Here is a 22971-nt window from a genome sequence, read left to right on the forward strand (position 1 = left end):
AACGGAGGTGGACCCTGGACGCGTTGTGGTCGTTCGTGGTGAACCGGCGCGAGCAGTTGCTGGTCGATTCGTATCTGCATGTGTCGGCGGTGGTGCAGTCACTGGTGCTGGCGACGATCGTCGCGGTGGTCGTCGGGGTGCTGGTGTACCGGAGCCCGCTCGGTTCCGCGGCGGCGACCGCGACCGCGGGGGCGATCCTCACCGTGCCGTCGTTCGCGCTGCTCGGGTTGCTGATTCCGTTCCTCGGGCTGGGGGTCGGGCCGACGATCGTGGCGCTGGTGCTGTACGCGCTGCTGCCGATCCTGCGCAACACCGTGCTCGGCTTGTCCGCCGTGGGTCCGGCAGTGGTCGACGCGGCGCGGGGCGTCGGGATGAACCGGTTGCGGATGCTCACCGCTATCGAGCTCCCGTTGGCGTGGCCGTCGATTCTGGCCGGGATGCGGGTCAGTACGCAGATGATCATGGGCATCCTGGCGCTGGCTGCCTATGCGAAAGGCCCCGGCCTGGGCAACCTGATCTTCTCGGGGCTCTCGCGGCTGGGCAGCCCCAATGCGGTGCCGCAGGCGCTCACCGGCACCGTCCTCATCGTCGTGCTCGCGCTCGCGCTCGACGGCGTCCTGGTCGCACTCGGCCGGCTCACCATATCGAGGGGAATTCGTGACTGACAGCGAAACCAGCACCGGGGCAGCGGCAGCTGCGGTCTCCGGAGTCGAGATCGTGCTCGACCGGGTGACCAAACGCTATCCGGACCAGCGTGATCCGGCGGTCGAGGAGGTCAGCATGACCATCCCGGCCGGCGAGATCGTGGTTCTGGTCGGGCCGTCGGGCTGCGGCAAGACGACCACGATGCGGATGATCAACCGGCTGATCGAACCCAGCTCGGGCACCGTCACCATCGGCGGCCGCGATGCCGCCGCGATCGACGCCGACGAATTGCGCCGCGGCATAGGCTATTCCATCCAGCAGGCCGGCCTGTTCCCGCATCTGACCGTCGCCAAGAACATCGCCACGGTCCCGGGACTGCTCGGCTGGGACCGGCGCCGCACCAGCGCTCGCGTCGACGAGATGCTCGCTCTCGTCGGCCTCGATCCCGCCACCTACCGCAACCGCTTCCCGCGTCAGCTCTCCGGCGGTCAGCAGCAGCGCGTCGGTGTCGCCAGAGCGCTGGCGGCCGACCCGCCGGTTCTGCTGATGGACGAGCCGTTCGGCGCCGTAGACCCGATCACCCGCGCCCTGCTCCAGGACGAATTGCTGCGCCTGCAGGGTGAACTCGGCAAGACCATCGTCTTCGTCACCCACGATTTCGGCGAGGCCGTGAAACTGGGCGACCGGATCGCGGTGCTGGGCGAGCGCTCCCGCATTCTCCAATACGACACCCCGGCGGCGATACTGGCCGCCCCCGCCGACGACACCGTCGCCGGCTTCGTCGGCGCCACCGCCACCATCGACCGTCTCGGTCTCGCCGTCCTCGCCGACCTCGACCTGGACCAGGGCATCGCCGTCGCCGAGGACACCGCACCGGCCGATCTGACCGACCGCCTGCACACCGCGAAACAGGACTGGGGCATTGTCCTGGACGCCCAGCGCAGACCGGTGCGCCGGGTCCCGGCGGCTGAACTCGCCCACGCGGATTCGCTGCGTGACCTGGGAACACCGATCGCGGCCACGCTGCCCGCCGAGGCGACTTTGCAGGACGCTCTCGCCATCCTGCTGACCGAGCGCACCGCCTCGGCGGTCGTCGTCGACAGCGCGGGCTCGTTCGCCGGAGTGGTCACCGTCGACACCCTGATCGGTCATCTGGCCGCTGAGGGTTCCACCGCGACGGTGCAGGCATGACCACGGTGACGGTCCGGACACCGGTCGCGCCCCGGAGTCCCGCACAGCCAGGCGACAGCGCTCGCGGCGTGCGACCTCAGGTGTTCTCCGTCCAGGTAGCCGATGTCGCCACCGGCCGGTCGACCCGAGCGCGGAGGGCAGCCGCGTGACGAATCCCGGTACCGTCCAGCCTGGTTCGATGGTGGCCGCGCCCGCCGCAATGGCTGCGCCCGCCGCTCAGCGCCGCGCCGAGTTTCTGCGTCTGCTCGTCCAGCCGGTGATCGTGCTGATCCTCACCGTCGGGGTACTGGTGTGGGCATTCCGGCGCGATCTCACGCTCACTCAGCAGGCCAGCGTCAATGTCGGCAATATCGCCGAGGTCACCTGGCAGCACATCCTGATCACCGCGGCGGTGGTACTCATCGTCGTCGTGGTCGCCGTGCCGCTGGGCACCCTGCTCACCCGGCCCGGATTCCGCCGCCTCGCCCCGTTTTTCGTCGGCATCGCCAATATCGGGGCGTCGGCGCCCGCCATCGGCCTGATCGTGCTGTGCTACCTGGTCACCCGCACCACGGGATTCTGGGTGGGGGTCGCGCCCATCGCGTTCTGTTCGCTGCTGCCGGTGCTGCGCAACACGATCCTCGGCTACCAAGAGGTGGACCCGACCCTCATCGACGCCGGGCGCGGGCAGGGCATGTCGGCGGTGCAGGTGTTGCGGCGCATCGAGTTTCCGCTCGCGGTGCCCTACATCCTGGCCGGGCTGCGGACCGCGCTGGTCCTGGCCGTCGGCACCGCGACGCTGTCGTTCCTGGTGAGCGCGGGCGGACTCGGCATCCTGATCGACACCGGCTACAAACTGCGCGACAACGTCACTTTGGCAGTGGGCGCCGTGCTCGCCGTCGCACTGGCACTGTTCGTCGACTGGCTCGGTGCGCTGGCCGAACAGTTCCTCGGACCGAGGGGGTTGCGGTGAGGATCACCCGATGGATGCGCGGGTTCGCCCCCGTGGTCGGCGTGCTGCTGCTCGCGAGTTGTGGTCTGCAATCGGGGAGTTCGGTGCCGCTGCCGGTCGGGCCGGGCAGCATCGTGGCCGTCCCGGAGCTCGACGGGGTCGCGGTCACGGTGGGCTCCAAGGACTTCACCGAGGCCAACATCCTCGGCTACCTCATCGAATTCGCGCTCACCGCGGCGGGCGCGAACGTGCGCGACCTGACCAACATCCAGGGCTCCAACAGCCTGCGTGACGCCCAGTTGCACGGCCAGGTCGACATCGCCTACGACTACACCGGCACCGGCTGGATCAACTACCTGGGCAACGAGACACCGGAGCCCGACGAGCGCCGCCAGTTCGAACTCGTCCGCGACGCCGACCTCGCCCAGCACGACATGGTGTGGGCCGCGATGGCACCGATGAACAACACCTACGCGCTCGTCGCCGCCCGGCGCACCGTCGAGGACACCGGGGTGCGCACACTGTCGGACTACGCGGCACTGATCGCCAAGGATCCCGCCGCGGCCTCGACCTGTGTGGGTACCGAGTTCAACGTCCGCCAGGACGGCTACCCCGGTATGGCGCGCAAGTACGGCATCGACGTCGGCACCGTACAGAAACAGATCGTCCAGGACGCGCTGGTCTACCAGGCGACCGCCGACGCGAAGCAATGCCGGTTCGGCTCGGTCGCGGCCACCGACGGCCGCATCCCCGCCCTGGACCTGGTGCTGCTCACCGACGATCGCGGCTTCTTCCCGAAGTACAACGCCGCCCTGGTCATGCACCGCGGCTTCGCCGACGCGCATCCGCAGGTCGCGCAGATCATGGAACCCATCTCCGCGCGCCTGACCAACGCGGTGATCACCGAACTCAATCGGCAGGTCGACATCGGCGGCCGCGAACCGGCCGACGTCGCGCGCGACTGGATGGTCGCCGAGGGGCTGGTCACCGCGGGCTGATCCACCGTGGCGGTTGGCCGAACTGTTACCAGCGTCTCACCCGAGATGCCCGAAACGCGTGGGTCGTTCACGCCACGGACTCAGCTTCCGACCATGATGGACGGCGGTGGTGACACCGGAAACCGACTGGGAGGATGACGTATGACCATCGAATTCCGCAAGGTAACCGTTCTGGGTACGGGGGTGCTCGGATCCCAGATCGCCTTCCAGACCGCGTTCCACGGGTTCGACGTGACCGCCTACGACATCGACGACAAGGCGCTCACCGCCGCCCGCACCCGCTTCGGCGACCTCGCCACGGTCTACCAGCGGGACGTGGCAGGCGCCGATGCGGGCAACACCACTGCGACCGCGGCGGGCATCACGCTGACCGCCGATCTGGCCGCCGCGGTGGCCGAAGCGGACCTGATCATCGAGGCGGTGCCGGAGGTACTCGAGATCAAGCGCGACCTGTACGGCAAGCTCGGTGCGCTCGCGCCCGAACGCACTGTGTTCGCGACGAACTCCTCGACGCTGCTGCCCAGCGACATCGTCGACTACACCGGCCGCGCCGACCGGTTCCTGGCGCTGCACTTCGCCAACCAGGTCTGGAAGTTCAACACCGCCGAGGTCATGGGCACCGAGCAGACCGATCCGGCGGTGTTCCGCGCGGTGGCCGACTTCGCGAAGGCCATCGGCATGGTGCCGATCGAATTGCACAAGGAGAAGGCCGGTTACGTCCTCAACTCGCTGCTGGTGCCGTTCCTGAATTCCGGAATCGCGCTCGCCGCAGGCGGATACGCCGAGCCCGCCGCGGTGGACGAGACCTGGCGCATCGCCACCGGCGCGCCCATGGGCCCGTTCCAGATCCTCGACATCATCGGCCTGACCACCCCGTACAACATCCTGATCAACGGCCGCGACGCCGACAAGAAGCTCGCGGCCTGGCTACAGGAGAATTACATCGCCAAGGGCAAGCTCGGCGTAGCCACCGGAGAGGGGTTCTACCGCTACCCCGCGTAGTCCCGCTAGCGAGGAGATGAGCCCGCCCGGACCGGAATTCGTCCGCAACCGGCTGCTGACGAAGCTCGGCGACACCGAGATCGGGCCGCTACTGCGCGAATTCGGCCTCATCGGCGAGGACCAGGAAACACACTGCGGGGCCCGATCCGTCCAGACCGGGCCCCGCGGTGTGTTCGCCGATCTAGTTCTTGGTGATGTCCACGCCGGGAGCGGCGTCGGTGACGATCGAATCGGCGGCCAGCACGGTGCCGCCGCCCTTCTTGCGCCGGGAACGCAGGCGCTTCTCCAGCGTCGTCGCCAGGAAGGTCAGTGCCAGGTTCAGCGAGATCATGATCAGCGCGACGACCATCAGCGCGGGGATCGTGTTCTGCTGCGAGGCGCCTTCCTGCTGACCCGCACGCACCAGCTCCACATAGGTGATCTGGTAGCCCAGCGCGGTGTCCTTGAGCACGACCACCATCTGCGACACCAGCGCGGGCAGCATCGCGGTGATCGCCTGCGGCAGCAGGATCAGGCGCATCAGCTGGGTCTTGCGCAGGCCCAGCGCCACCGCGGCCTCGGTCTGGCCCTTGGGCAGCGACCGGATACCCGCGCGCACGATCTCGGCGATGACCGAGGCGTTGTAGATGACCAGCGCGATGACGACCGCGGCCAGCGCCAGGTCGTCGGAGCGGAAGACCTTGTACTCGCCGAACACGGCGAACAGGAAGATCATCAGGATCAGCACGGGGATCGCCCTGGCCAGCTCGACGACCGCGCCCGCGGTCCAGCGGATCCACCGATGATCCGACAACCGCAGGATGCCGAAGATCATGCCGAAGATCAGCGCGAACACGATCGAGATGACCGCCGCGGTCAAGGTGCCCCGCAGACCGGGCAGCAGGTAGGTCTCCCAGACTCCCGCGTCCAGGAACGGCTTCCACTTGGCCGCGGTGAACTGGCCCTGCTCGGCGAACGCGTCGTACAGCAACCAGCCGAAACCGGCCAGCGCGACGACGACCAGGACCGAGTAGAGGCGATGCCGGACGCGCGCGCGCGGCCCCGGCGCGTCGAACAGGACCGAAGCTGCGCTCATCGGGCTACCTCGTATCGCTTGGCCAGCCAGCCGAAGAACAGGCCGGTCGGCAGGGTGAGAATGACGAAGCCGAGGGCGAAGATCGCGCCGATCGCGAGCAGCGCGGCCTCGTTCTCGTTCATCTCGCTCATCAGGAACGCGGCCTCGCCGACGCCGATCACCGAGGCGATCGTCGAGTTCTTCGTCAATGCGATCAGCACACTGCCCAGCGGGGCGATGACCGCGCGGAAGGCCTGCGGCAGCACCACCAGGCGCAGGTTCTGCGCGAAACCGAAGCCGAGCGAGCGGCCCGCCTCGGACTGGCCCAGCGCCACCGTGTTGATTCCCGAGCGCAGCGACTCGCACACGAAAGCCGCCGTGTAGACACTCAAGCCGACGATCGCCCAGCGATAATTGTTGTCCGACAGCGAATCACCGGCCAGCTTCCAGCCCAGCGTGGTGTACAGACCGAGCGAGCAGAACACGATGATCAGCGTCAGCGGGGTGTTGCGGAAGATCGAGACGTAGGCGGAGCCGACCCAGCGCGCGACCGGGATGGGAGACACGCGCATGGCGGCGACGAGGGTGCCCAGGATCAGCGCGCCGATCGCGGAGAAGAACGTCAGCTTGATGGTCACCCAGAAGGCATCGAGGATTTCGGTGTCATACCTCGAGATCAGGTCGAGCACGGACGCGCGTCCTCCGATCGGTGTGTAAGGGCCAGCAGGACATCAACCGCGACGGTGGCCCGGGATTTCCGAGCCACCGTCGCGGTGGTGATCAGTAGCGGTCGACGGTCGGCGGCTGCGGAATCGCGAAGCCGGTGCCGGCGAAGGACTTCTCCAGCGCGGCCTTCCAGGAACCGTCGGCGATCATCGCCTCGATCGCGTCGTTGATCTTGGTGCGGGCCTCGGTCTCGCCCTTCTTGATGCCGATGCCGTAGTTCTCGGTGGTGAAGGGCTTGTTGACCAGCTTGTACGCGCCCGGCGACTGCGCGGCGTAGCCGGCGAGGATGACGTTGTCGGTGGTGACCGCGTCCATCGCGCCGCCACGCAGCGCCTCGATGCACAGCGAGTAGGTGTCGTAGGTCTGCAGCTGCGCCTGCGGGTACTTGTCCTTGATGTTCTGGGCCGGGGTGGAACCCTTCACCGAGCACACCTTCTTGCCGGCCAGCGACTCGGGGCCGGTGATGTCGGTGTTGTCGGCGCGCACCAGCAGATCCTGACCGGCGACGTAGTACGGGCCGGCGAAATCGACCTTCTCCTTGCGCTTGTCGGTGATCGAGTAGGTCGCGACGACGTAGTCGACCTGACCGTTCTCGAGCAGCGTCTCGCGCTGCGCCGACGGCGACTCCTTGAAGGTGATGTTCTCCGGCTTCACGCCCAGCTTGTCGGCGACATACTTGGCCACCTCGACGTCGAAACCGCTGTAGGTGCCGTCGGTGTTGCGCAGGCCCAGGCCCGGCTGGTCGAACTTGATGCCGACCGTCAGCTTGCCTTCCTTGGCGTGGTCGAGCACCGACCCCTCGTCACCGCCGCCACAGCCCGCGGTGAGCGTGGCAGCCAATGCCAGTGCCGCGGCGCCGATTCCGACCCGCATCGCACGATTGATCCTCATCGAGTGTCCTTCTCCTGGTGATGGATGGGTGAGCTCAGTGACTGAGAATTTTGCCGAGGAAGTCCTTGGCGCGATCCGAGGACGGCGCGGTGAAGAAGGTGTCGGGGGAGGTGTCCTCGACGACCTCACCGTCGGCCATGAACAGCACCCGGTGCCCGGCACGGCGGGCGAAGCCCATCTCGTGGGTGACGACGAGCATCGTCATGCCCTCCTTGGCGAGGGAGACCATCACCTCGAGCACCTCGTTGACCATCTCCGGGTCCAGCGCCGAGGTGGGCTCGTCGAACAGCATCACCTTCGGGTCCATCGCCAGCGACCGGGCGATGGCGACGCGCTGCTGCTGGCCGCCCGACAGCTGAGCCGGGTACTTCTCGGCCTGGTTGGCGATGCCCACCCGGTCGAGCAGGGCGAGGGCGTGTTTGCGCGCCGCGTCCTTCTTGATGCCGCGCACCTTCATCGGCGCGAGCATCACGTTCTCGAGAATTGTCTTGTGCGCGAACAGATTGAACGACTGGAACACCATGCCGACCTCGGCGCGCAGTGCGGCCAGTGCCTTGCCTTCGGCGGGCATGGCGACACCGTCGATGGCGATGTCGCCGGAGTCGATCGGCTCGAGCCGGTTGATGGTGCGGCACAGGGTGGACTTCCCCGAACCCGAGGGGCCGAGGACGATCACGACCTGCCCGCGGGGGACCTCCAGGTTGATGTGGCGCAGAACGTGGAGATCACCGAAGTGTTTGTCCACGTTGCGCATCGAGATCATCGGCGGCGCGCCAGCTGTGGCGGCGGCGTCGGCGTTCCCGGTCGCGGGTGCGGCGTCGTCGGTCATGGTCAGAAACCTTAGGCGTTCTTCGGAGATTTGCCCGGGTTTCCGTGACTCGCCGCCGCGGCACGCCGAAACGACACCGGCCGGTAACCTGCCGGTACCATGGCCGACTCCCGACCGCGACGCAGACCACATCCGGTGGTGGCCGTACCCTGGACGGGTGGATTCGAACGGACAGAACGCGACGGAGCGCGCGGTGACGCAGGCGCGCAGTTACGAGGTCCGCACCTTCGGCTGCCAGATGAACGTACACGACTCCGAACGCTTGTCCGGCCTGCTCGAAGACGCGGGCTATGTGAAGGCCGCGCCGTCGGACACCCCCGACCTGGTGGTGTTCAACACCTGCGCGGTGCGGGAGAACGCCGACAACAAGCTCTACGGCACCCTCGGCCATCTGGCGCCGGTGAAGCAGGGCCGTCCCGGCATGCAGATCGCCGTCGGCGGCTGCCTGGCGCAGAAGGACCGCGAGACGGTCGTGCGCAAGGCGCCGTGGGTCGACGTGGTGTTCGGCACGCACAACATCGGCTCGCTGCCGGTGCTGCTGGAGCGGGCCCGCCACAACGAACAAGCCCAGGTCGAGATCCTCGAATCGCTCGAGGCCTTCCCGTCCACCCTGCCCGCCAAGCGGGAATCGGCGTACGCGGGCTGGGTGTCGATCTCGGTGGGCTGCAACAACACCTGCACCTTCTGCATCGTGCCCGCGCTGCGCGGCAAGGAGGTCGACCGCCGCCCCGGTGACGTGCTCGCCGAGGTGCAGGCACTCGTCGACCAGGGCGTGCTCGAGGTGACGCTGCTCGGCCAGAACGTCAACTCCTACGGCGTGAACTTCGTCGACCCGGAGCAGCCGCGTGATCGCGGCGCCTTCGCCCAGCTGCTGCGCGCGGCCGGGCAGATCGAGGGCCTGGAGCGGGTGCGGTTCACCTCGCCGCATCCGGCCGAGTTCACCGACGACGTGATCGAGGCGATGGCGCAGACCCCCAACGTCTGCCCGCAGCTGCACATGCCGCTGCAGTCCGGCTCGGACCGGGTGCTCAAGGCGATGCGCCGCTCCTACCGCAAGGAACGCTTCCTCGGCATCATCGAGAAGGTGCGCGCCGCGATGCCGCACGCCTCGATCACCACCGACATCATCGTCGGCTTCCCCGGCGAGACCGAGGAGGATTTCCAGGAGACCCTGGACGTGGTCCGCCGCGCGCGGTTCACCAGCGCCTACACCTTCCAGTACTCCAAGCGGCCGGGCACGCCCGCCGCCGAACTGCCCGACCAGCTGCCCAAGGCGGTCGTGCAGGAACGCTACGACCGGCTGATCGCGCTGCAGGAGCAGGTGTCGCTGGAGGCCAACCAGGCGCTGATCGGCACCGAGGTGGAGCTGCTCGTCGCCGAGGGCGCGGGCAAGAAGAACGCGGTCACCGCCCGGATGAGCGGTCGCGCCCGCGACGGCAGGCTGGTGCACTTCCGGCCCGGCGCCGACGCGGGGATCCGGCCCGGCGACATCGTCACCGTCGACATCACCGAGGCGGCGCCGCATCACCTCATCGCCGACGGTGTGGTCAAGTCGCACCGGCGCACCAAGGCGGGCGACGCGCACGAGCGTGGGGTGACGCCCAAGACCGAGCCGATCGGTGTCGGCCTCGGCCTGCCCCGGATCGGCGCCCCGGTCATCGAGCCCGTGGTCGACGGCTGCTCGACCGGGTGTTCGGCGTGAACCGTCAGCGCTCGGCGACGGCAGCCCAGTGTGATCACGCAAGGCGCCCCGCCACGCCGCGGGATGGCACAGCGTGACCTCCTCGGCGGACGAACCCGAACCTACTACCGATCGTAGTGGGTCGGGTGCGGGCGGCCCATCCGGGGATGGCACAGTAGAGCCCGGCGCACACGAGCCCAGCAACGATCAGCCTGCGGACAGGAGCGACGACGCGGTGAACCGGGTGGACGACAAGGAATTCGAACAGTTCCGCGGCGAACTCGACGCGGTGGAACGCCGCATAGCCGGCGAGATCGATCCCGGCGCGCGGGCGCTGGTCGTGGCGGGCGCGGTCTTCGCGCTGCTGATCTCGCTTGTCCTGCCGACCGCGGGCACCGCACGCGGCTTCGATGTGCTGCTCGATACCGACGCCGCGGGAGTCGAGCACATCGGCTTGCCCTCGCGGATCTTCGTCTGGCTGGTCATCGTCTTCGGTGTCGGCTTCTCGCTGCTCGCCCTGACCACCCGCCGCTGGGTGCTGGCCTGGCTGGCCTGCGCGGGCTCGGCGGTCGGCAGCGTGTTCGGCGTGCTGTCGATCTGGCACCGCCAGACCCCCGGGCTGGGCAACTACGAAGGCGCGGGCCCCGGCATCGGCCTGATCCTGGGCACCATCGCGATCATGGTGCTCACCTTCCACTGGGTTCGCGTCGTGTGGAGCCGCACCGCAATTCAGCTCGCCGCCGAAGAACAGCGCCGCAACGCCGCCCGCGAAGCCGAAGAGCGCGACCGCAAGCGCCTCACCGGCGAATAAGAGAAGATCCGCCGATCAGCGGCGACTGATTTCGTCAGTACATCGGTAACTCGCCGGGTACGCCCAGAACTATCGGCGCACTCCGGCGAGTCCGGTTGCCGACCCAGCCCGCTCCCCACGACCGGCAAAAGTCGCGGGGAGGCGGTTACCGATTGCTGACGGCGCCCTCGGCGGCTTCGGCCCATTCGCGCCATTGCTTGGCCTGCTCGAGCGCCTTCTCCGCGTCGCGCTTCTTACCCGCCGCGGTGGCCTTGGCGGCCTGCTCCTCGAACTGGGCGACCCGCTCGCGGAACTGCGCGGCCCGGGCCACGGCCTCCGGATCGGTCCGGCGCCACTGCTGGTCGGCGGCGTCGCGCACGCGCTTCTCGATGGCGCGCAGCTTGCCTTCCAGCTCCTGCATGCGCTCGCGCGGCACCTTGCCGATGGCGTCCCACTTGTCCTGCAGTTCGCGCAGCGCGTTGCGGGCGGCGTCGAGTCCGGCGGCCGGGTCGATGTGCTCGTAGGCGCTCAGCAGTTCCTGCTTGGCGGTGGCGTTGTGCTCGAACTCGGCGTCGCGCTCGGACACCGCCGCGTTGCGGGCGGCGAAGAACACGTCCTGGGCGCTCTTGAACCGGCGCCACAGGGCCTCGTCGGCCTCGCGCGGCGCGCGGCCCGCGGCCTTCCACTCGGTGAGCAGATCGCGGAACACCGCGGCCGTGCCGGTCCAGTCGGTGGACCCGGACAGCTCCTCGGCCCGCACGCACAGCTCTTCCTTGCGGGTCTTCGCCGAGGCGCGTTCCCGGTCGAGCTCGGCGAAGTGCGCGCCGCGGCGGCGGTTGAACGCCTCGCGGGCCTTGGAGTAGCGCTTCCACAGTGCGTCGTCGACCTTGCGATCGACCCCGCGGATGGACTTCCACTCGTCGAGGATCTCGCGCAGCCGATCGCCCGCGTGCTTCCACTGGGTGGACTCCGCGGCGATCTGCTCGGCCTCGGCGGCGAGGGCTTCCTTGCGCTCGGTGTGCTCGTGCCGGGCGCGCTCCTTCTCCTCCTTGGCGTGCGCGGCGGCTTCCTCGGAGTGCTCGGTGATGGCCTGCAGGCGCGTGGCCAGACCGTCGATGTCGCCGATGACGGCCGCGGTGGGCAGCGTCTCGGCGATCGCGAGCGCGGCGGCCTTGGTCTTACGGGCGTCGGCGCCCGCGGCGAGCCTGGCCTCGAGCAGCGCGACCTCGGTCGCCAGGTCGTCGAAGCGGCGGCCGAAGTGCTCGAGCCCCTCGGCGGCGTCGCCCGCCTGCCAGGAGCCGATGACACGCTCGCCGTCGGCGGTCTTCACCCAGGCGGTGCCGTCCTCGTCGACGCGGCCCCACTTGCTCGGGTCGGTGACGGTCGGCACGACCACGGGATGCGGATGGGGTTGATCGGGTCCCGGCGCCGGTTTCACGGCGTGCGGCTTCGGCGGACGCGGAGACTTTCCGCCGGGCTTGGGGCTAGCGGACGGTCGCGGGCCCGGACCGGGGGTGGGCTTCGCGGTTCCGTTGCTGTCGGTCATTGCTCTCCGTCCCTGCCGCGCGTCACGGCTGCCTGGTTACGCCCTAGCACATCCCATTGAACCCGGTTCGAGCCGAGGAAACCATCGATCGCGGGGATCGGATGCCGGATTTCCTGGGATTTCGTCCCGGACGACGTGGGTAGTCGCACCTGAAAACACTAGCAATCTCGGTGCGCATCACCGCGCCGGACACTCGCAGACCGCAGCCGGGTCGCGGTGCGGCGGGTGCCGGGCCGCCCGCGCGGTACGGCTACGGTTACGGCGTGTTCTCGATAGCGGCCCTGGTCCCGTCGCCGCCGATGCTGGTGCCCGAACTGTGCGGGCGTCCCGTCGCGTCCGGCAGCGATCCCGACGACCCGATCGCGGTGCTGCGCGCCGCCACCCTCGAGGCCGCGGCCACGCTCGCCGCGTCCGCCGCCCGCTGGACCGTCGTCGGCGTCGGCGCACACGACCAGAACTTCCCTGCCACGACCAGAGGGACGTTCCGTGGTTTCGGCGCCGACGTGGTCGTGGGACTCGGCCCCGCGGGCGAGGATCCGGGCCCAGCAGACGCCCAGCTTCCCCTGCCCGTGCTGGTCGCCGGGTGGTTGCGCGAGCAGGTGGCGCCGGGGATCTCGGTGCGGGCGCGGCTGCTCGCCGCCGACTCTTCGCCGTCGGAGTGCGCGCGCGCCGGCGCCGCACTGCGGGCCGAACTCGACGCTGATCCGGTGCCGCACGCGGTGCTCGTCGTCGCCGACGGTGCGGCGACGCTGACCGTCACGGCGCCGGGCTACCTGGACGAGCGGGCGGCCACGGTGCAGCAGGCCCTCGACGCCTCGCTGCGCTCGGGATCGCGGTCCGGACTGGCCGTGCTCGACCCCGCGCTGTGCGCCGAACTGCTGCTCGACGGACGCGCCGCCTACCAGGTACTCGGCGGTCTGTTCACCGCCGATCCGGCCGATCCGCGGGTGCGTACCCTCTATCAGGGCGCACCCTATGGCGTCGGCTACGACGTGAGCGTGTGGCAACCGGGTGGACAGGAAGGTATCGACGAGTGACGAGCAGGCCGGGACGCCCGATCGCGGTGGTCGGCCCCACCGCCACCGGGAAATCCGATCTCGCGCTCGATCTCGCCGAACGGCTCGGCGGCGAGATCGTCAATATCGACGCGATGCAGCTCTATCGCGGGATGGACATCGGCACCGCGAAACTGCCGCCCGACCAGCGCCGCGGTATCCCGCACCACCTCCTCGACGTCCTCGACGTCACCGAGACCGCGACGGTCGCCGCCTATCAGAGTGCCGCGAGCGCGATCGTCGAGGACATCATGGCCCGCGGACGCATCCCGGTGATCGTGGGCGGCTCGATGATGTACGTGCAGGCGCTGCTCGACCAGTGGGACTTCCCGGCGACCGACCCCGAGGTCCGCGCCCGCTGGGAGGCGCTGCTCGCCGAGGGCGGGGTGCACGCGGTGCACGCCGCACTGAAGGAAGCCGACCCGGTCGCGGCGTCGACCATCCTGCCCACCGACGGCAGGCGGATGGTGCGCGCGCTCGAAGTGGTCGAGCTGACCGGGCAGCCCTTCGCAGCCTCGGCGCCGACGATCGGGCCGCCACGCTGGGATACCGCCATCCTCGGTGTCGACCGGGAGACCGCGGCCCTGGATGCCCGCATCGAGGCACGTACCGCCCTCATGTTCGACACCGGCCTGGTCGAGGAGGTGCGCGGCCTGATCGAACTCGGGCTGCGTGACGGCCAGACCGCCCGCCGCGCGATCGGCTACGCCCAGGTGCTGGCCCATCTCGACGGCGAGTACGACCTCGCCCACGCCCGCGAGCGCACCCTGATCGGCACCCGCCGGTATGTGCGCAGGCAGCGGTCGTGGTTCCGCCGTGATCCCAGGGTCGCCTGGGTCGACGGCGCCGATCCCGAGCTCGCCGCGACCGCGCTGGCGCTGCTCTCCCAGCACCGAGCAGACCCGACAGGACGGACAGCGCAGTGACGCGACGAGTGAGTACCCGCAACGCCTCGGTGCAGGTGTGGCAGGCCTATCTCAACAACCGGACGAAACGTCATCGTGACGGCCGGTTCCTCGTGCAGGGCGTGCGCCCGATCACCCAGGCGCTCGCCAACGACTGGCCCCTGGAAACGCTGCTCTACCGGCTCGGTACCCCCGAACTGTCCAGCTGGGCGCGCGAGGTACTCGACACCGCCGACGTGCCGCAGGTCGGGCTGGTGCCCGAGCTCATGGCCGAGCTGGGGGAGAAGGCGGCGAGCGTGCCGGAGATCGTCGCGGTGGCGGTCTCCCAGCAGCCGGACCTGGCCGACTACGAGCCCGGCGACCCGGGGGAGGACGCGCCGGTCGTCGTCGTGTTCGACCGCCCCAACTCGCCGGGCAACCTCGGCACGCTGATCCGCTCCGCCGACGCCTTCGGCGCGTCCGGGGTGATCGTCACCGGGCACGGCGCCGACCAGTTCGATCCGCAGGCCGTGCGCGCCTCCACCGGTTCGCTGTTCGCCGTCCCGGTCCTGCGCGCCGCCGGGCCCGCACAGGTCCTCGAATTCCGGGACCGCCAGGTGGCGCGCGGCATCCCCACCCGCATCGTCGGCACCGACGAAGACGCGCCGAGCACCATCTACGACTACGACTTCACCGAGGCCACGATCCTGGTGGTCGGCAACGAGACCACCGGGATGAGCTCGGCCTGGGCCGAGGCCTGCGACGACCTGGTGACCATCCCGATGGGCGGCACCGCCAGCTCGCTGGGCGCGCCGTCGGCGGGCGCGATCAGCCTCTACGAGATCGCCCGCCAGCGGCGCACCTTCGCCCGGTAGCGCGGCGCCCGGCGGCCGAGAGGAGAATGACGACCGTGTCCGACATCGAATTCAGCAAAGGCAACGGCACCCAGAACGATTTCGTCGTGCTGCCGGACCCGCAGGTCCGGCTCGACCTGACCGCCGACCGCGTCGCCGCGCTCTGCGACCGGCAGCGTGGCCTCGGCGCCGACGGCGTGCTGCGGGTCGCCAAGACCGGCGCACTCGTCGCTGCGGGGGTGCTCGCGGCGCTGCCCGACGGCGTCGGCGCCGACGACTGGTTCATGGACTACCGCAATGCCGACGGCTCGATCGCCGAGATGTGCGGCAACGGCGTGCGGGTGTTCGCGCACTACCTGAACGCGTCCGGAATGGAATCGCGCACCGAGTACGTCGTCGGCAGCCGTGCCGGCGCCCGGCCTGTCGTGGTGCACGCGGCGGGGCCGGTCGACGGCGAGGTCACCGTCGACATGGGTGTGGTGCGTGAACTCGGCCCGTCCACCGCGACCCTGGGCGGCTGGGCGCTGCCGGGGATCGGCATCGATGTCGGCAATCCGCATCTGGCCTGCGTCGACGACGGACTCACGGCCGACGCGCTGGCCAAGCTCGATCTGGCCGTCGCACCGGGTTTCGATCCCGATCTGTTCCCGCACGGGGTCAATGTCGAGATCCTCACCGCGCTGGGCCCCGACAACGCCGTCGACATGCGGGTCTACGAACGCGGCGTCGGCGAAACACGGTCCTGCGGAACGGGAACCGTCGCCGCGGCGGCCGCCGCGCTGACCGCCGCCGGTGTCTCGGTCGGTACCGGGTCCGGCGCGGTGACGGTGCGGGTGCCCGGCGGTCAGGTACTGGTGACCATCGACCAGGGCCGGGCCTGGCTGCGCGGTCCGTCGGTGCTGCTCGCCGCCGGCACGTTGTCGCGGGACTGGTGGGACGCGCAGTAGGCCGATAACCGGATGCGCGCTGTCACCGTGACGTGGCAGCATAGAAGGCGTATGACGAAATCAAAACCCCCCACAGAGCCCACCTCGGCCGAGCACACCACCGCGGCCGATCCCGACGTGGCCGCCGACCGCGGCGACGTCGACGACGCGCTCGCCCGCCACGCGGCCCGCATGCAGCGTCCCGGCTGGGCGCCCGAACCCACGGTCGGCGAGATGCAGCTCGACGAGCGCTCCTCGCTGCGCCGCGTCGCCGGGCTGTCCACCGAACTCACCGACATCACCGAGGTCGAATACCGGCAGCTGCGCCTGGAACGGGTCGTGCTGGTCGGTGTGTGGACCACCGGCAGCTCCGCCCAGGCCGAGGCGAGCATGGTCGAGCTGGCCGCCCTCGCCGAGACGGCGGGTTCCGAGGTACTCGAAGGCCTGATCCAGCGCCGCGACAAGCCCGACCCGGCCACCTACATCGGTTCCGGCAAGGCCGAGGAACTGCGCACCGTGGTCCTCGACACCGGTGCCGACACCGTGATCTGCGACGGTGAACTCACCCCGGCGCAGCTGACCGCGCTGGAGAAGGTCGTCAAGGTGAAGGTCATCGACCGCACCGCGCTGATCCTCGACATCTTCGCCCAGCACGCCACCTCCCGCGAGGGCAAGGCCCAGGTCGCACTCGCGCAGATGGAATACATGCTGCCGCGGCTGCGCGGCTGGGGTGAGTCGATGTCGCGGCAGGCCGGTGGTCGCGCGGGCGGCAACGGTGGTGGCGTGGGTCTGCGTGGTCCCGGTGAGACCAAGATCGAGACCGACCGCCGCCGCATCCGCGAGCGGATGGCCAAGCTGCGCCGCGAGATCCGGGAGATGAAGACCGCCCGCGACACCATGCGCGCACGTCGCGCGGGCAGCGGCGTCCCCGCGATCGCCATCGTCGGCTACACCAACGCGGGCAAGTCCAGCCTGATGAACGCGCTCACCGGCGCCGGCCTGCTGGTGCAGGACGCGCTGTTCGCCACCCTGGATCCGACCACGCGCAGGGCCGCGCTCGACGACGGCCGCGAGATGGTGTTCACCGACACCGTCGGCTTCGTCCGCCACCTGCCGACCCAGCTGGTCGAGGCGTTCCGCTCGACGCTGGAAGAGGTCACCGGCGCCGACCTGCTGCTGCATGTCGTCGACGGATCCGATCCGCTGCCGCTCGAGCAGATCAGGGCGGTCCGCGAGGTGATCACCGACGTGATCAAGGAGCAGGGCACCGCCGCACCGCCGGAACTGCTGGTGGTCAACAAGATCGACGCGGCCGACCCGAACGAGCTCACCCGGCTGCGCGGGCTGCTGCCCGACGCGGCCTTCGTCTCCGCGCAGACCGGCGCCGGGGTGGCGGAGTTGCGCGAGCGGCTCTCCGAGGTGCTCGGCGGGCTCGATGTCGACATCAGCGTGCTGCTGCCCTACAGCCGCGGTGATCTGCTCGCGCGCATCCACGCCGACGGCCGGATCATCTCCACCGAGCACGAGGAAGGCGGCACCCGGGTCCGGGCGCGCGTGCCACAGGCACTGGCCGCCCCCCTGTCGGAGTACGCCCATTCGGGTCCGGCCGAAGTCGTGCCGAGCTGATCCGACCAGCCGGGTTTGCCGCCGGGTAGCGGCCAACATTGATGCGACACAGCCATTTTCGGGCGCTATGGTCGATTGTCGACAGCAGGAGGGTGTTATGTCGAATGACCAGCGGGGTCCAGAGAGTGTGAACGGGAACAGGGCGGGATCGGTCGAGCAGGGCGACCGGATCCTCTCCGACAACGCGCCGTCGAACCCGACGCCGAGCGAATGGGAGATCCGCGCGTTCGAGGCGGTGTTCGCGCCGGTGCGCGCGTGGGCGAGCCCGCGGTTCTACGGCCTGGACAACATTCCGGCCGAGGGCCCGGTGCTGATCGTGGCCAACCACAACCTGCTCGGCGGAATCGATGCGCCGTTGCTGATGCCTGCGATCCTGCGGGCACGCGGCAGACTGGTGCGTGGACTGGCCGAGCATGTGCTGATGGTGCCCGGTGTGCGCCATATCCTGCACCGCTTCGGCGCCGTGCGCGGAACCCGCAACAACTGCCTGGCGCTGCTGGAGCAGGGTGAAGCAGTTGTCGTGTTCCCCGGTGGCGGTAGGGAGGCGATCCGCCGCAAGGGCGAGAAGTACGTGCTCAAGTGGGAGGGCCGGACCGGGTTCGCGCGGATGGCGATCCAGGCGGGGGTGCCGATCGTGCCGCTGGCGATGATCGGTGTCGACGATGCGTTCGACATCGTCTTCGACGGCCAGCATCCGGTGATGCGCCCGCTGCGCTGGACGTGCAGCCTGCTCGGCATCAACCCGGAGCTGAACCCGCCGATGGTCAAGGGCATCGGCCCCACCCCGCTGCCGCGGCCGGAACGCTTCTACTACTCCGCGGGCGCGCCGATCGACCCGACGCCGTGGCTCGAGGCCGAGGATCTCGATGCCGCGGCCGCCGATCTGCGCGATGTGGTGCGCAAGGGGCTCGAGGAGGAACTGCAGTTCCTGTTCGCCGAGCGTGACCGCGATTCCGGCCGCACCCTGGTCGGCCGTCTGCGCGGCGCACTGCCTTTCTGAGCCCGGTCGGCGCCGTGGAATGCCCGCGGCGCCGACCGCGTTACCCGCTATACGGACCAAAGTCCGGATAGTGGAAGGTGGCGACGATGGTGACGTCCCAGGTTCAGGTGGTACCCGGCGCGGACCGCGCGCACTGGTGGAACGAGTGGCTCGACTCGCGGCAGTCGTTCCCGGCGACCGGCAACTTCGCGCTCGAGGACCATGCGCACGGCCTGCTTCTGGTGCACAACGAGGACACCGTCGGCCCGGGCGAGGGTTTCGACACCCATCAGCACCGCGACACCGAGATCCTCACCTGGGTCCTGGAAGGCACGGTCGTGCATCAGGATTCGGCGGGCCGTTCCGGGATGATCCATCCGGGGCTGGCGCAGCGGATGAGCGCGGGCACCGGCATCCGGCACTCCGAACGCAACGGCGCGGGATACCGGGAGCGGGAACGCCTGCATGTCGTGCAGATGTGGATTCCGCCCGACACCCCTGGCGTCGCACCGAGCTACCAGGAACTCGACATCGAGGGCGACCTGCGCCGCAACACCCTGGTGCCCGTCGCCTCCGGTATGCCGAGATACCGCGGCGAGGCCGCGATCGGCATCGGCAACCGGCATGCCACGTTCCATGTGGCGCGACTGGATCCCGGTCGGGCGATCACCGTTCCGGACGCGCCCTACGGTCATGTGTTCGTCGCGCGCGGCTCCGTCGACTTCGAGGACACCGGCACCCTGGAACAGGGCGACGCCGTGCGCCTGACCGCAGCGGGCGGCCACCGCGTCACCGCGCTGACCGCCGCCGAGTTGCTGATCTGGGAAATGGACGCGTCCGCGCGCCGCTGAGCGCGGCGCTCAGATCTTGCGGATGACGGTGACGACCTTGCCGAGGATTTGCGCGTCGTTGCCCGGGATCGGTTCGAAGTGCGGGTTGTGCGGCATCAGCCACACGTCCTTGCCCGTGCGCTTGAACGTCTTCACGGTCGCTTCGCCGTCGATCATGGCGGCCACGATGTCGCCACCCTCGGCGACATTCTGCTGCCGCACCACGACCCAGTCGCCGTCGCAGATGGCCGCGTCGACCATCGACTGGCCGACGACCTTCAGCAGGAACAGGGAACCGTCGCCGACGAGCTCGCGGGGCAGCGGGAAGACGTCTTCGACGGCCTGCTCGGCCAGGATCGGCCCACCGGCGGCGATCCGGCCGAGGACCGGGACGAAGGTCGGCGTCGGCCTGCTCGCGTCGACGTCGTCGGCCGGTTCGGCGGGCAGCGTGGTCACCGAACGGACGGCCTCGTCGAGCCCGCGGACGTTCACCGCGCGCGGGCGATTCGGGTCGCGGCGCAGATACCCCTTGCGCTCGAGCGCCCGGAGTTGATGGGCCACCGAGGAGGTGGAGGTGAGCCCGACCGCGTCGCCGATCTCGCGGATACTGGGCGGATAGCCGCGCTCGGTCACCGAGGTCCGGATGACGTCGAGGACCGTGCGCTGACGCACGGTGAGATCCGCACCGGATCCCGATGTGACGGTGCCGGTAGCGCTTTCGTCACCCGTGTCGTCTGTGTGGGTCACCGTGTCCCGCCCTTCCGCTGGTCGATTTCGCCTTTCCGAGGCTAGTCGTGCCACGCCGAAGTATCAAACATCTGTTCGAGCATGTCGGGCGTTTCGTGCTGACATCGCCGTCGCGGCGTGGTAGAAATCGAACATCAGTTCGTCGCACACATGTTCGAACAATGTGTGACACAGCGGCTTCACCAGCTATTCCTTCAGCAGCGGAGCACACCACCCCGGAGGTTCTTCCGATGAGCACAGCGACCAGCGCCCTGCAGTCCTACGACCCCGCCGCCTATCCCGAACCGATCACCCGGCGTCGCCGCAACCCTCGTGCGCGACGGCCGTTCTCCCTCGTGCGCGGCGCGGGTGGCAGCCCGGTGGGGCGTCGTCCCGCGCAGGCGGCGCGGCCCGCGATCGCTCGTCCCGAGGTGTCGCGTGGGCCCGCCGCCGAGGTGTTCGCCGCCTATGGCATGGACGGTCTGGCCGCCGCGCGTGGCGTGCTCGCGGAGGCGGCGGCGCGGCCCGCCGACGCGGCGCTCGACATCGCCTTCGCCACGGTGCCGCAGACGGATTCACCGCGGCCGCGGGTCGTGCGCCCGGCGCGCGCCGATCGTGGTCGGCGAGCGACCGGGCCCCGCGGCGAGGCGGTGCTGTACGCCCGCGTCGGCGGTGCTCGGCCTGCCCGTGGTGTGCATCCGGTGCGCCGGGTCGAACAGGCAAAGGTCGGGTTCGCGGTGCTGGCGGTGGCGGCGCTGGTGACCGCGCTGATCGTCGTCGCGTTCCTCGGTCTGGCGCACATGCGGGCCGGCAGTTTCGGTGACCGGTTCGATCCGGCCGCCGCCGGGATTTCCGAGCAGGTGGGCGCTCCGTCGGCAGAACTGTCCGGGACAGTTCGATAGGGTGAAAAGTCCTGTACAGGAACGGTTTCCGCGCTGAATTCGAGACCTGACGGGTCGGCCGGCTGGACGAAAAGCGCACCAAAACTAGAACGCGTTGCTACGGTGACGTGCATCCTGAGCCGGGGCGGGTACGGACCCCCGGCCGAAGTCCGGATGCGAGGTCACGGTGCGCCGCTGCTGGATCGCTCTGCTGCTCAGTCTCGTTCTCGGCGCGCTGCTCGCGCCCGCCGCCCGCGCGGTCCCCGCGTACGCGGAGTACCTCGATCTCCCCGCGATCAATGGCGAGGGTGAGTTCGGCGGCGGCCTGCATCCGGCGCTACCACTGAGCGAACCACCGCTGCGGGCCGCACTGACGCAGGCGCGGGCCGACGGCATCGCACCGTCACGCTATGCCACGCTGCTGCACCAGTACTGGCTCGTCGTCGCCACCGACAACGCGGCCGTCGACCTCGTTGCCTGGGAGCCCTCTCGCGGCGTCGCCGCCAATACGGCGACCTTCGGTCAGGTGTACGTCAACTACTTCCGCATCGCCGCCGCCCGCCCCGACTTCTACTGGGCCGGGCTGGCCGGCATCGCGGGCGGCTCCTTCGCCTCCGGCTTCTTCGACGTCGGCGATGTCGGCGCGGTGCTGTCTGTCGGCGGGATCCACGAACTCGGCACCGCCGTCGCCGAGCTGCTGCGGGCCACGCCACCCGAGCTCGTCGCGGGGGTGCCGGCCGATATCGCGGGCCTGGCCGTCAACGGCCCCCGCCTGAGCGCCGCCGACCTCGCCTGGTATCAGATCCGGCTGATGATCATGCAGAAGCACATCTTCACCGACCTGGTCCCGATGCACGAGGCCTACCTCGCCGACGGAATGGCCGGCATCGATGAGCTGTTCGCGGCGGGATTGATCGACGACGGCATCCGCACCGCCTGGGTCGGCATCGACGGCGGCACCGCGGCGGGCCGCGCGGACGCGCTGGTCCGGATGACCGACCGGGAGCAGAACCACATCGTCGCCGACCAATGGGACGCGACCGCGGCCGGACGCGACGGCATGGGCCGGGTGCTCACCTACGTCACCACGATCGCGGGCAAACCCGCCGTCCCCGGTGTCCGCGCGCCCGGCGTGTACGCCCCCGCGACGGTGCGCGCAGGCGGGCTCGGCCTGCGGATGCCGCTGCCCGACTTCAACTGGGCCGACCGCGACTCCCGCTGGGCCTACCTCACCGCCGACCTGGTGCCCCGCCATCTCGACCTCACCGCCGACGCGGCGCACGCGGTGACGGTGTACTCCGAGCCCTTCCCCGCCAAGCTCACCCGCGGCCGGATGCTGGGCCGGTTGCCGGAGCTGATCGCGGACCTGACCACGCAGTGGCAGGTGTGGCACCAGTGACAGGTATTCTGTCAAGTGCCATGGAGTAGACGTCGCATCGACGAAGGAACCCTCGGATGCATTGCCCGTATTGCCGACACCCTGACTCGCGAGTCGTCGACTCGCGTGAAGTCGAGGAGGGCACGGCGATCCGCCGCCGGCGGTCGTGTCCGACCTGCGGTCGCCGGTTCACCACCGTCGAGACCGCGATCCTGTCGGTGGTCAAGCGCAGCGGCGTCACCGAGCCGTTCAGCCGCGAGAAGGTGATCGTCGGTGTCCGGCGCGCGTGCCAGGGCCGCGAGGTCGACGACGACGCGCTGAACCTGCTCGCCCAGCAGGTCGAAGACACGGTGCGCGCCAAGGGATCTCCCGAAGTGCCGAGCCATGAGGTCGGTCTGGCTATCCTCGGCCCACTGCGCGATCTGGACGAAGTGGCCTATCTGCGATTTGCCTCGGTGTACCGATCCTTCACCAGCGCAGCCGATTTCGAACGCGAGATCACCGAGATGCGCAAGGCCCGCGCGACCGCGGTCGCCGCGACCGACTGA

The 22971-nt window shown here is 69.6% G+C and carries 23 protein-coding genes; 17 read left to right on the top strand and 6 right to left on the bottom strand.

Features of this window, described 5'->3' with window-relative positions; genetic code table 11:
* The first annotated feature begins 14 nt into the window (after positions 1–14).
* From ACFVAV_RS32075 to ACFVAV_RS32095, 5 genes are all read left to right on the top strand, one after another.
* On the top strand, positions 15–665 hold the full coding sequence (locus ACFVAV_RS32075; RefSeq protein WP_379039386.1) for an ABC transporter permease: 651 nt from the start codon (positions 15–17) through the stop codon (positions 663–665).
* The gene (locus tag ACFVAV_RS32080; RefSeq protein ID WP_379039336.1) at positions 658–1836 is read left to right on the top strand and encodes an ABC transporter ATP-binding protein; all 1179 of its coding nucleotides are present in this window, start codon (positions 658–660) and stop codon (positions 1834–1836) included. The genes ACFVAV_RS32075 and ACFVAV_RS32080 overlap by 8 nt, the downstream gene beginning before the upstream one ends.
* A gap of 199 nt (positions 1837–2035) precedes the next feature.
* Positions 2036–2788 (top strand): ABC transporter permease, encoded by a 753-nt coding sequence (locus ACFVAV_RS32085; protein ID WP_379039387.1) that lies wholly within the window; start codon positions 2036–2038, stop codon positions 2786–2788.
* 14 nt (positions 2789–2802) lie between these two features.
* A complete protein-coding gene (locus ACFVAV_RS32090) occupies positions 2803–3765 on the top strand; it encodes a glycine betaine ABC transporter substrate-binding protein (protein WP_379039388.1) in 963 nt (320 codons plus the stop codon).
* A gap of 141 nt (positions 3766–3906) precedes the next feature.
* Complete coding sequence (locus tag ACFVAV_RS32095) at positions 3907–4767, top strand: 3-hydroxyacyl-CoA dehydrogenase (RefSeq protein ID WP_379039337.1); 861 nt, start codon at positions 3907–3909, stop codon at positions 4765–4767.
* 181 nt (positions 4768–4948) lie between these two features.
* Here the strand turns inward: ACFVAV_RS32095 and ACFVAV_RS32100 are convergent, their stop codons facing one another.
* From ACFVAV_RS32100 to ACFVAV_RS32115, 4 genes are all read right to left on the bottom strand, one after another.
* Entirely contained in the window at positions 4949–5842 is an 894-nt protein-coding gene (locus tag ACFVAV_RS32100; RefSeq protein WP_379039338.1) for an amino acid ABC transporter permease, read from the bottom strand.
* Positions 5839–6510, bottom strand: a complete 672-nt coding sequence (locus tag ACFVAV_RS32105) for an amino acid ABC transporter permease (RefSeq protein ID WP_379039339.1) — start codon at positions 6508–6510, stop codon at positions 5839–5841. Before ACFVAV_RS32105 ends, ACFVAV_RS32100 begins: the two co-directional genes overlap by 4 nt.
* A gap of 91 nt (positions 6511–6601) precedes the next feature.
* On the bottom strand, positions 6602–7438 hold the full coding sequence (locus tag ACFVAV_RS32110) for a glutamate ABC transporter substrate-binding protein (RefSeq protein WP_379039340.1): 837 nt from the start codon (positions 7436–7438) through the stop codon (positions 6602–6604).
* Between the two features lie 34 nt (positions 7439–7472).
* Positions 7473–8201 (bottom strand): amino acid ABC transporter ATP-binding protein, encoded by a 729-nt coding sequence (locus ACFVAV_RS32115; protein ID WP_379039389.1) that lies wholly within the window; start codon positions 8199–8201, stop codon positions 7473–7475.
* A 259-nt stretch (positions 8202–8460) separates the two neighbouring features.
* Here ACFVAV_RS32115 and miaB point away from each other — a divergent pair, with 259 nt between their 5' ends.
* A complete protein-coding gene (miaB, locus tag ACFVAV_RS32120) occupies positions 8461–9969 on the top strand; it encodes a tRNA (N6-isopentenyl adenosine(37)-C2)-methylthiotransferase MiaB (RefSeq protein WP_379039390.1) in 1509 nt (502 codons plus the stop codon).
* Positions 9970–10183: 214 nt separating this feature from the next.
* Entirely contained in the window at positions 10184–10759 is a 576-nt protein-coding gene (locus ACFVAV_RS32125) for a hypothetical protein (RefSeq protein WP_379039341.1), read from the top strand.
* 145 nt (positions 10760–10904) lie between these two features.
* On the opposite strand, the gene ACFVAV_RS32130 is transcribed toward ACFVAV_RS32125, so the two are convergent.
* Entirely contained in the window at positions 10905–12284 is a 1380-nt protein-coding gene (locus tag ACFVAV_RS32130; RefSeq protein WP_379039342.1) for a DUF349 domain-containing protein, read from the bottom strand.
* A 263-nt stretch (positions 12285–12547) separates the two neighbouring features.
* Here ACFVAV_RS32130 and ACFVAV_RS32135 point away from each other — a divergent pair, with 263 nt between their 5' ends.
* The 7 genes from ACFVAV_RS32135 to ACFVAV_RS32165 all read left to right on the top strand — a co-directional run bounded on the left by ACFVAV_RS32135 (position 12548) and on the right by ACFVAV_RS32165 (position 19459).
* Complete coding sequence (locus ACFVAV_RS32135) at positions 12548–13321, top strand: hypothetical protein (protein ID WP_379039343.1); 774 nt, start codon at positions 12548–12550, stop codon at positions 13319–13321.
* Entirely contained in the window at positions 13318–14265 is a 948-nt protein-coding gene (gene miaA / locus ACFVAV_RS32140; RefSeq protein ID WP_379039344.1) for a tRNA (adenosine(37)-N6)-dimethylallyltransferase MiaA, read from the top strand. Before ACFVAV_RS32135 ends, miaA begins: the two co-directional genes overlap by 4 nt.
* A gap of 8 nt (positions 14266–14273) precedes the next feature.
* The gene (locus ACFVAV_RS32145) at positions 14274–15098 is read left to right on the top strand and encodes a TrmH family RNA methyltransferase (protein WP_379039345.1); all 825 of its coding nucleotides are present in this window, start codon (positions 14274–14276) and stop codon (positions 15096–15098) included.
* 44 nt (positions 15099–15142) lie between these two features.
* On the top strand, positions 15143–16024 hold the full coding sequence (gene dapF, locus ACFVAV_RS32150; protein WP_379039391.1) for a diaminopimelate epimerase: 882 nt from the start codon (positions 15143–15145) through the stop codon (positions 16022–16024).
* 171 nt (positions 16025–16195) lie between these two features.
* Positions 16196–17629 (top strand): GTPase HflX, encoded by a 1434-nt coding sequence (gene hflX / locus ACFVAV_RS32155; protein WP_379039392.1) that lies wholly within the window; start codon positions 16196–16198, stop codon positions 17627–17629.
* A gap of 127 nt (positions 17630–17756) precedes the next feature.
* The gene (locus ACFVAV_RS32160) at positions 17757–18629 is read left to right on the top strand and encodes a lysophospholipid acyltransferase family protein (RefSeq protein WP_379039346.1); all 873 of its coding nucleotides are present in this window, start codon (positions 17757–17759) and stop codon (positions 18627–18629) included.
* Between the two features lie 86 nt (positions 18630–18715).
* Positions 18716–19459 carry a pirin family protein gene (locus ACFVAV_RS32165; RefSeq protein ID WP_379039347.1) on the top strand — a complete coding sequence of 248 codons (744 nt, stop codon included), beginning with the start codon at positions 18716–18718 and terminating at the stop codon, positions 19457–19459.
* Between the two features lie 9 nt (positions 19460–19468).
* On the opposite strand, the gene lexA is transcribed toward ACFVAV_RS32165, so the two are convergent.
* Positions 19469–20185, bottom strand: a complete 717-nt coding sequence (gene lexA, locus ACFVAV_RS32170; protein WP_379039348.1) for a transcriptional repressor LexA — start codon at positions 20183–20185, stop codon at positions 19469–19471.
* 230 nt (positions 20186–20415) lie between these two features.
* On the opposite strand from lexA, the gene ACFVAV_RS32175 reads away from it, so the two are divergent.
* The 3 genes from ACFVAV_RS32175 to nrdR all read left to right on the top strand — a co-directional run bounded on the left by ACFVAV_RS32175 (position 20416) and on the right by nrdR (position 22971).
* Positions 20416–21066: a hypothetical protein gene (locus ACFVAV_RS32175; RefSeq protein WP_379039349.1), complete on the top strand. Its 651-nt coding sequence runs from the start codon at positions 20416–20418 to the stop codon at positions 21064–21066.
* Between the two features lie 166 nt (positions 21067–21232).
* Positions 21233–22444: a hypothetical protein gene (locus ACFVAV_RS32180; RefSeq protein ID WP_379039350.1), complete on the top strand. Its 1212-nt coding sequence runs from the start codon at positions 21233–21235 to the stop codon at positions 22442–22444.
* A gap of 56 nt (positions 22445–22500) precedes the next feature.
* The gene (gene nrdR, locus ACFVAV_RS32185) at positions 22501–22971 is read left to right on the top strand and encodes a transcriptional regulator NrdR (RefSeq protein WP_379039351.1); all 471 of its coding nucleotides are present in this window, start codon (positions 22501–22503) and stop codon (positions 22969–22971) included.

Origin of the sequence: Nocardia sp. NPDC057663 (genome assembly GCF_042799895.1) — a bacterium.
In the GTDB taxonomy this organism is placed as follows: Bacteria; Actinomycetota; Actinomycetes; order Mycobacteriales; family Mycobacteriaceae; genus Nocardia.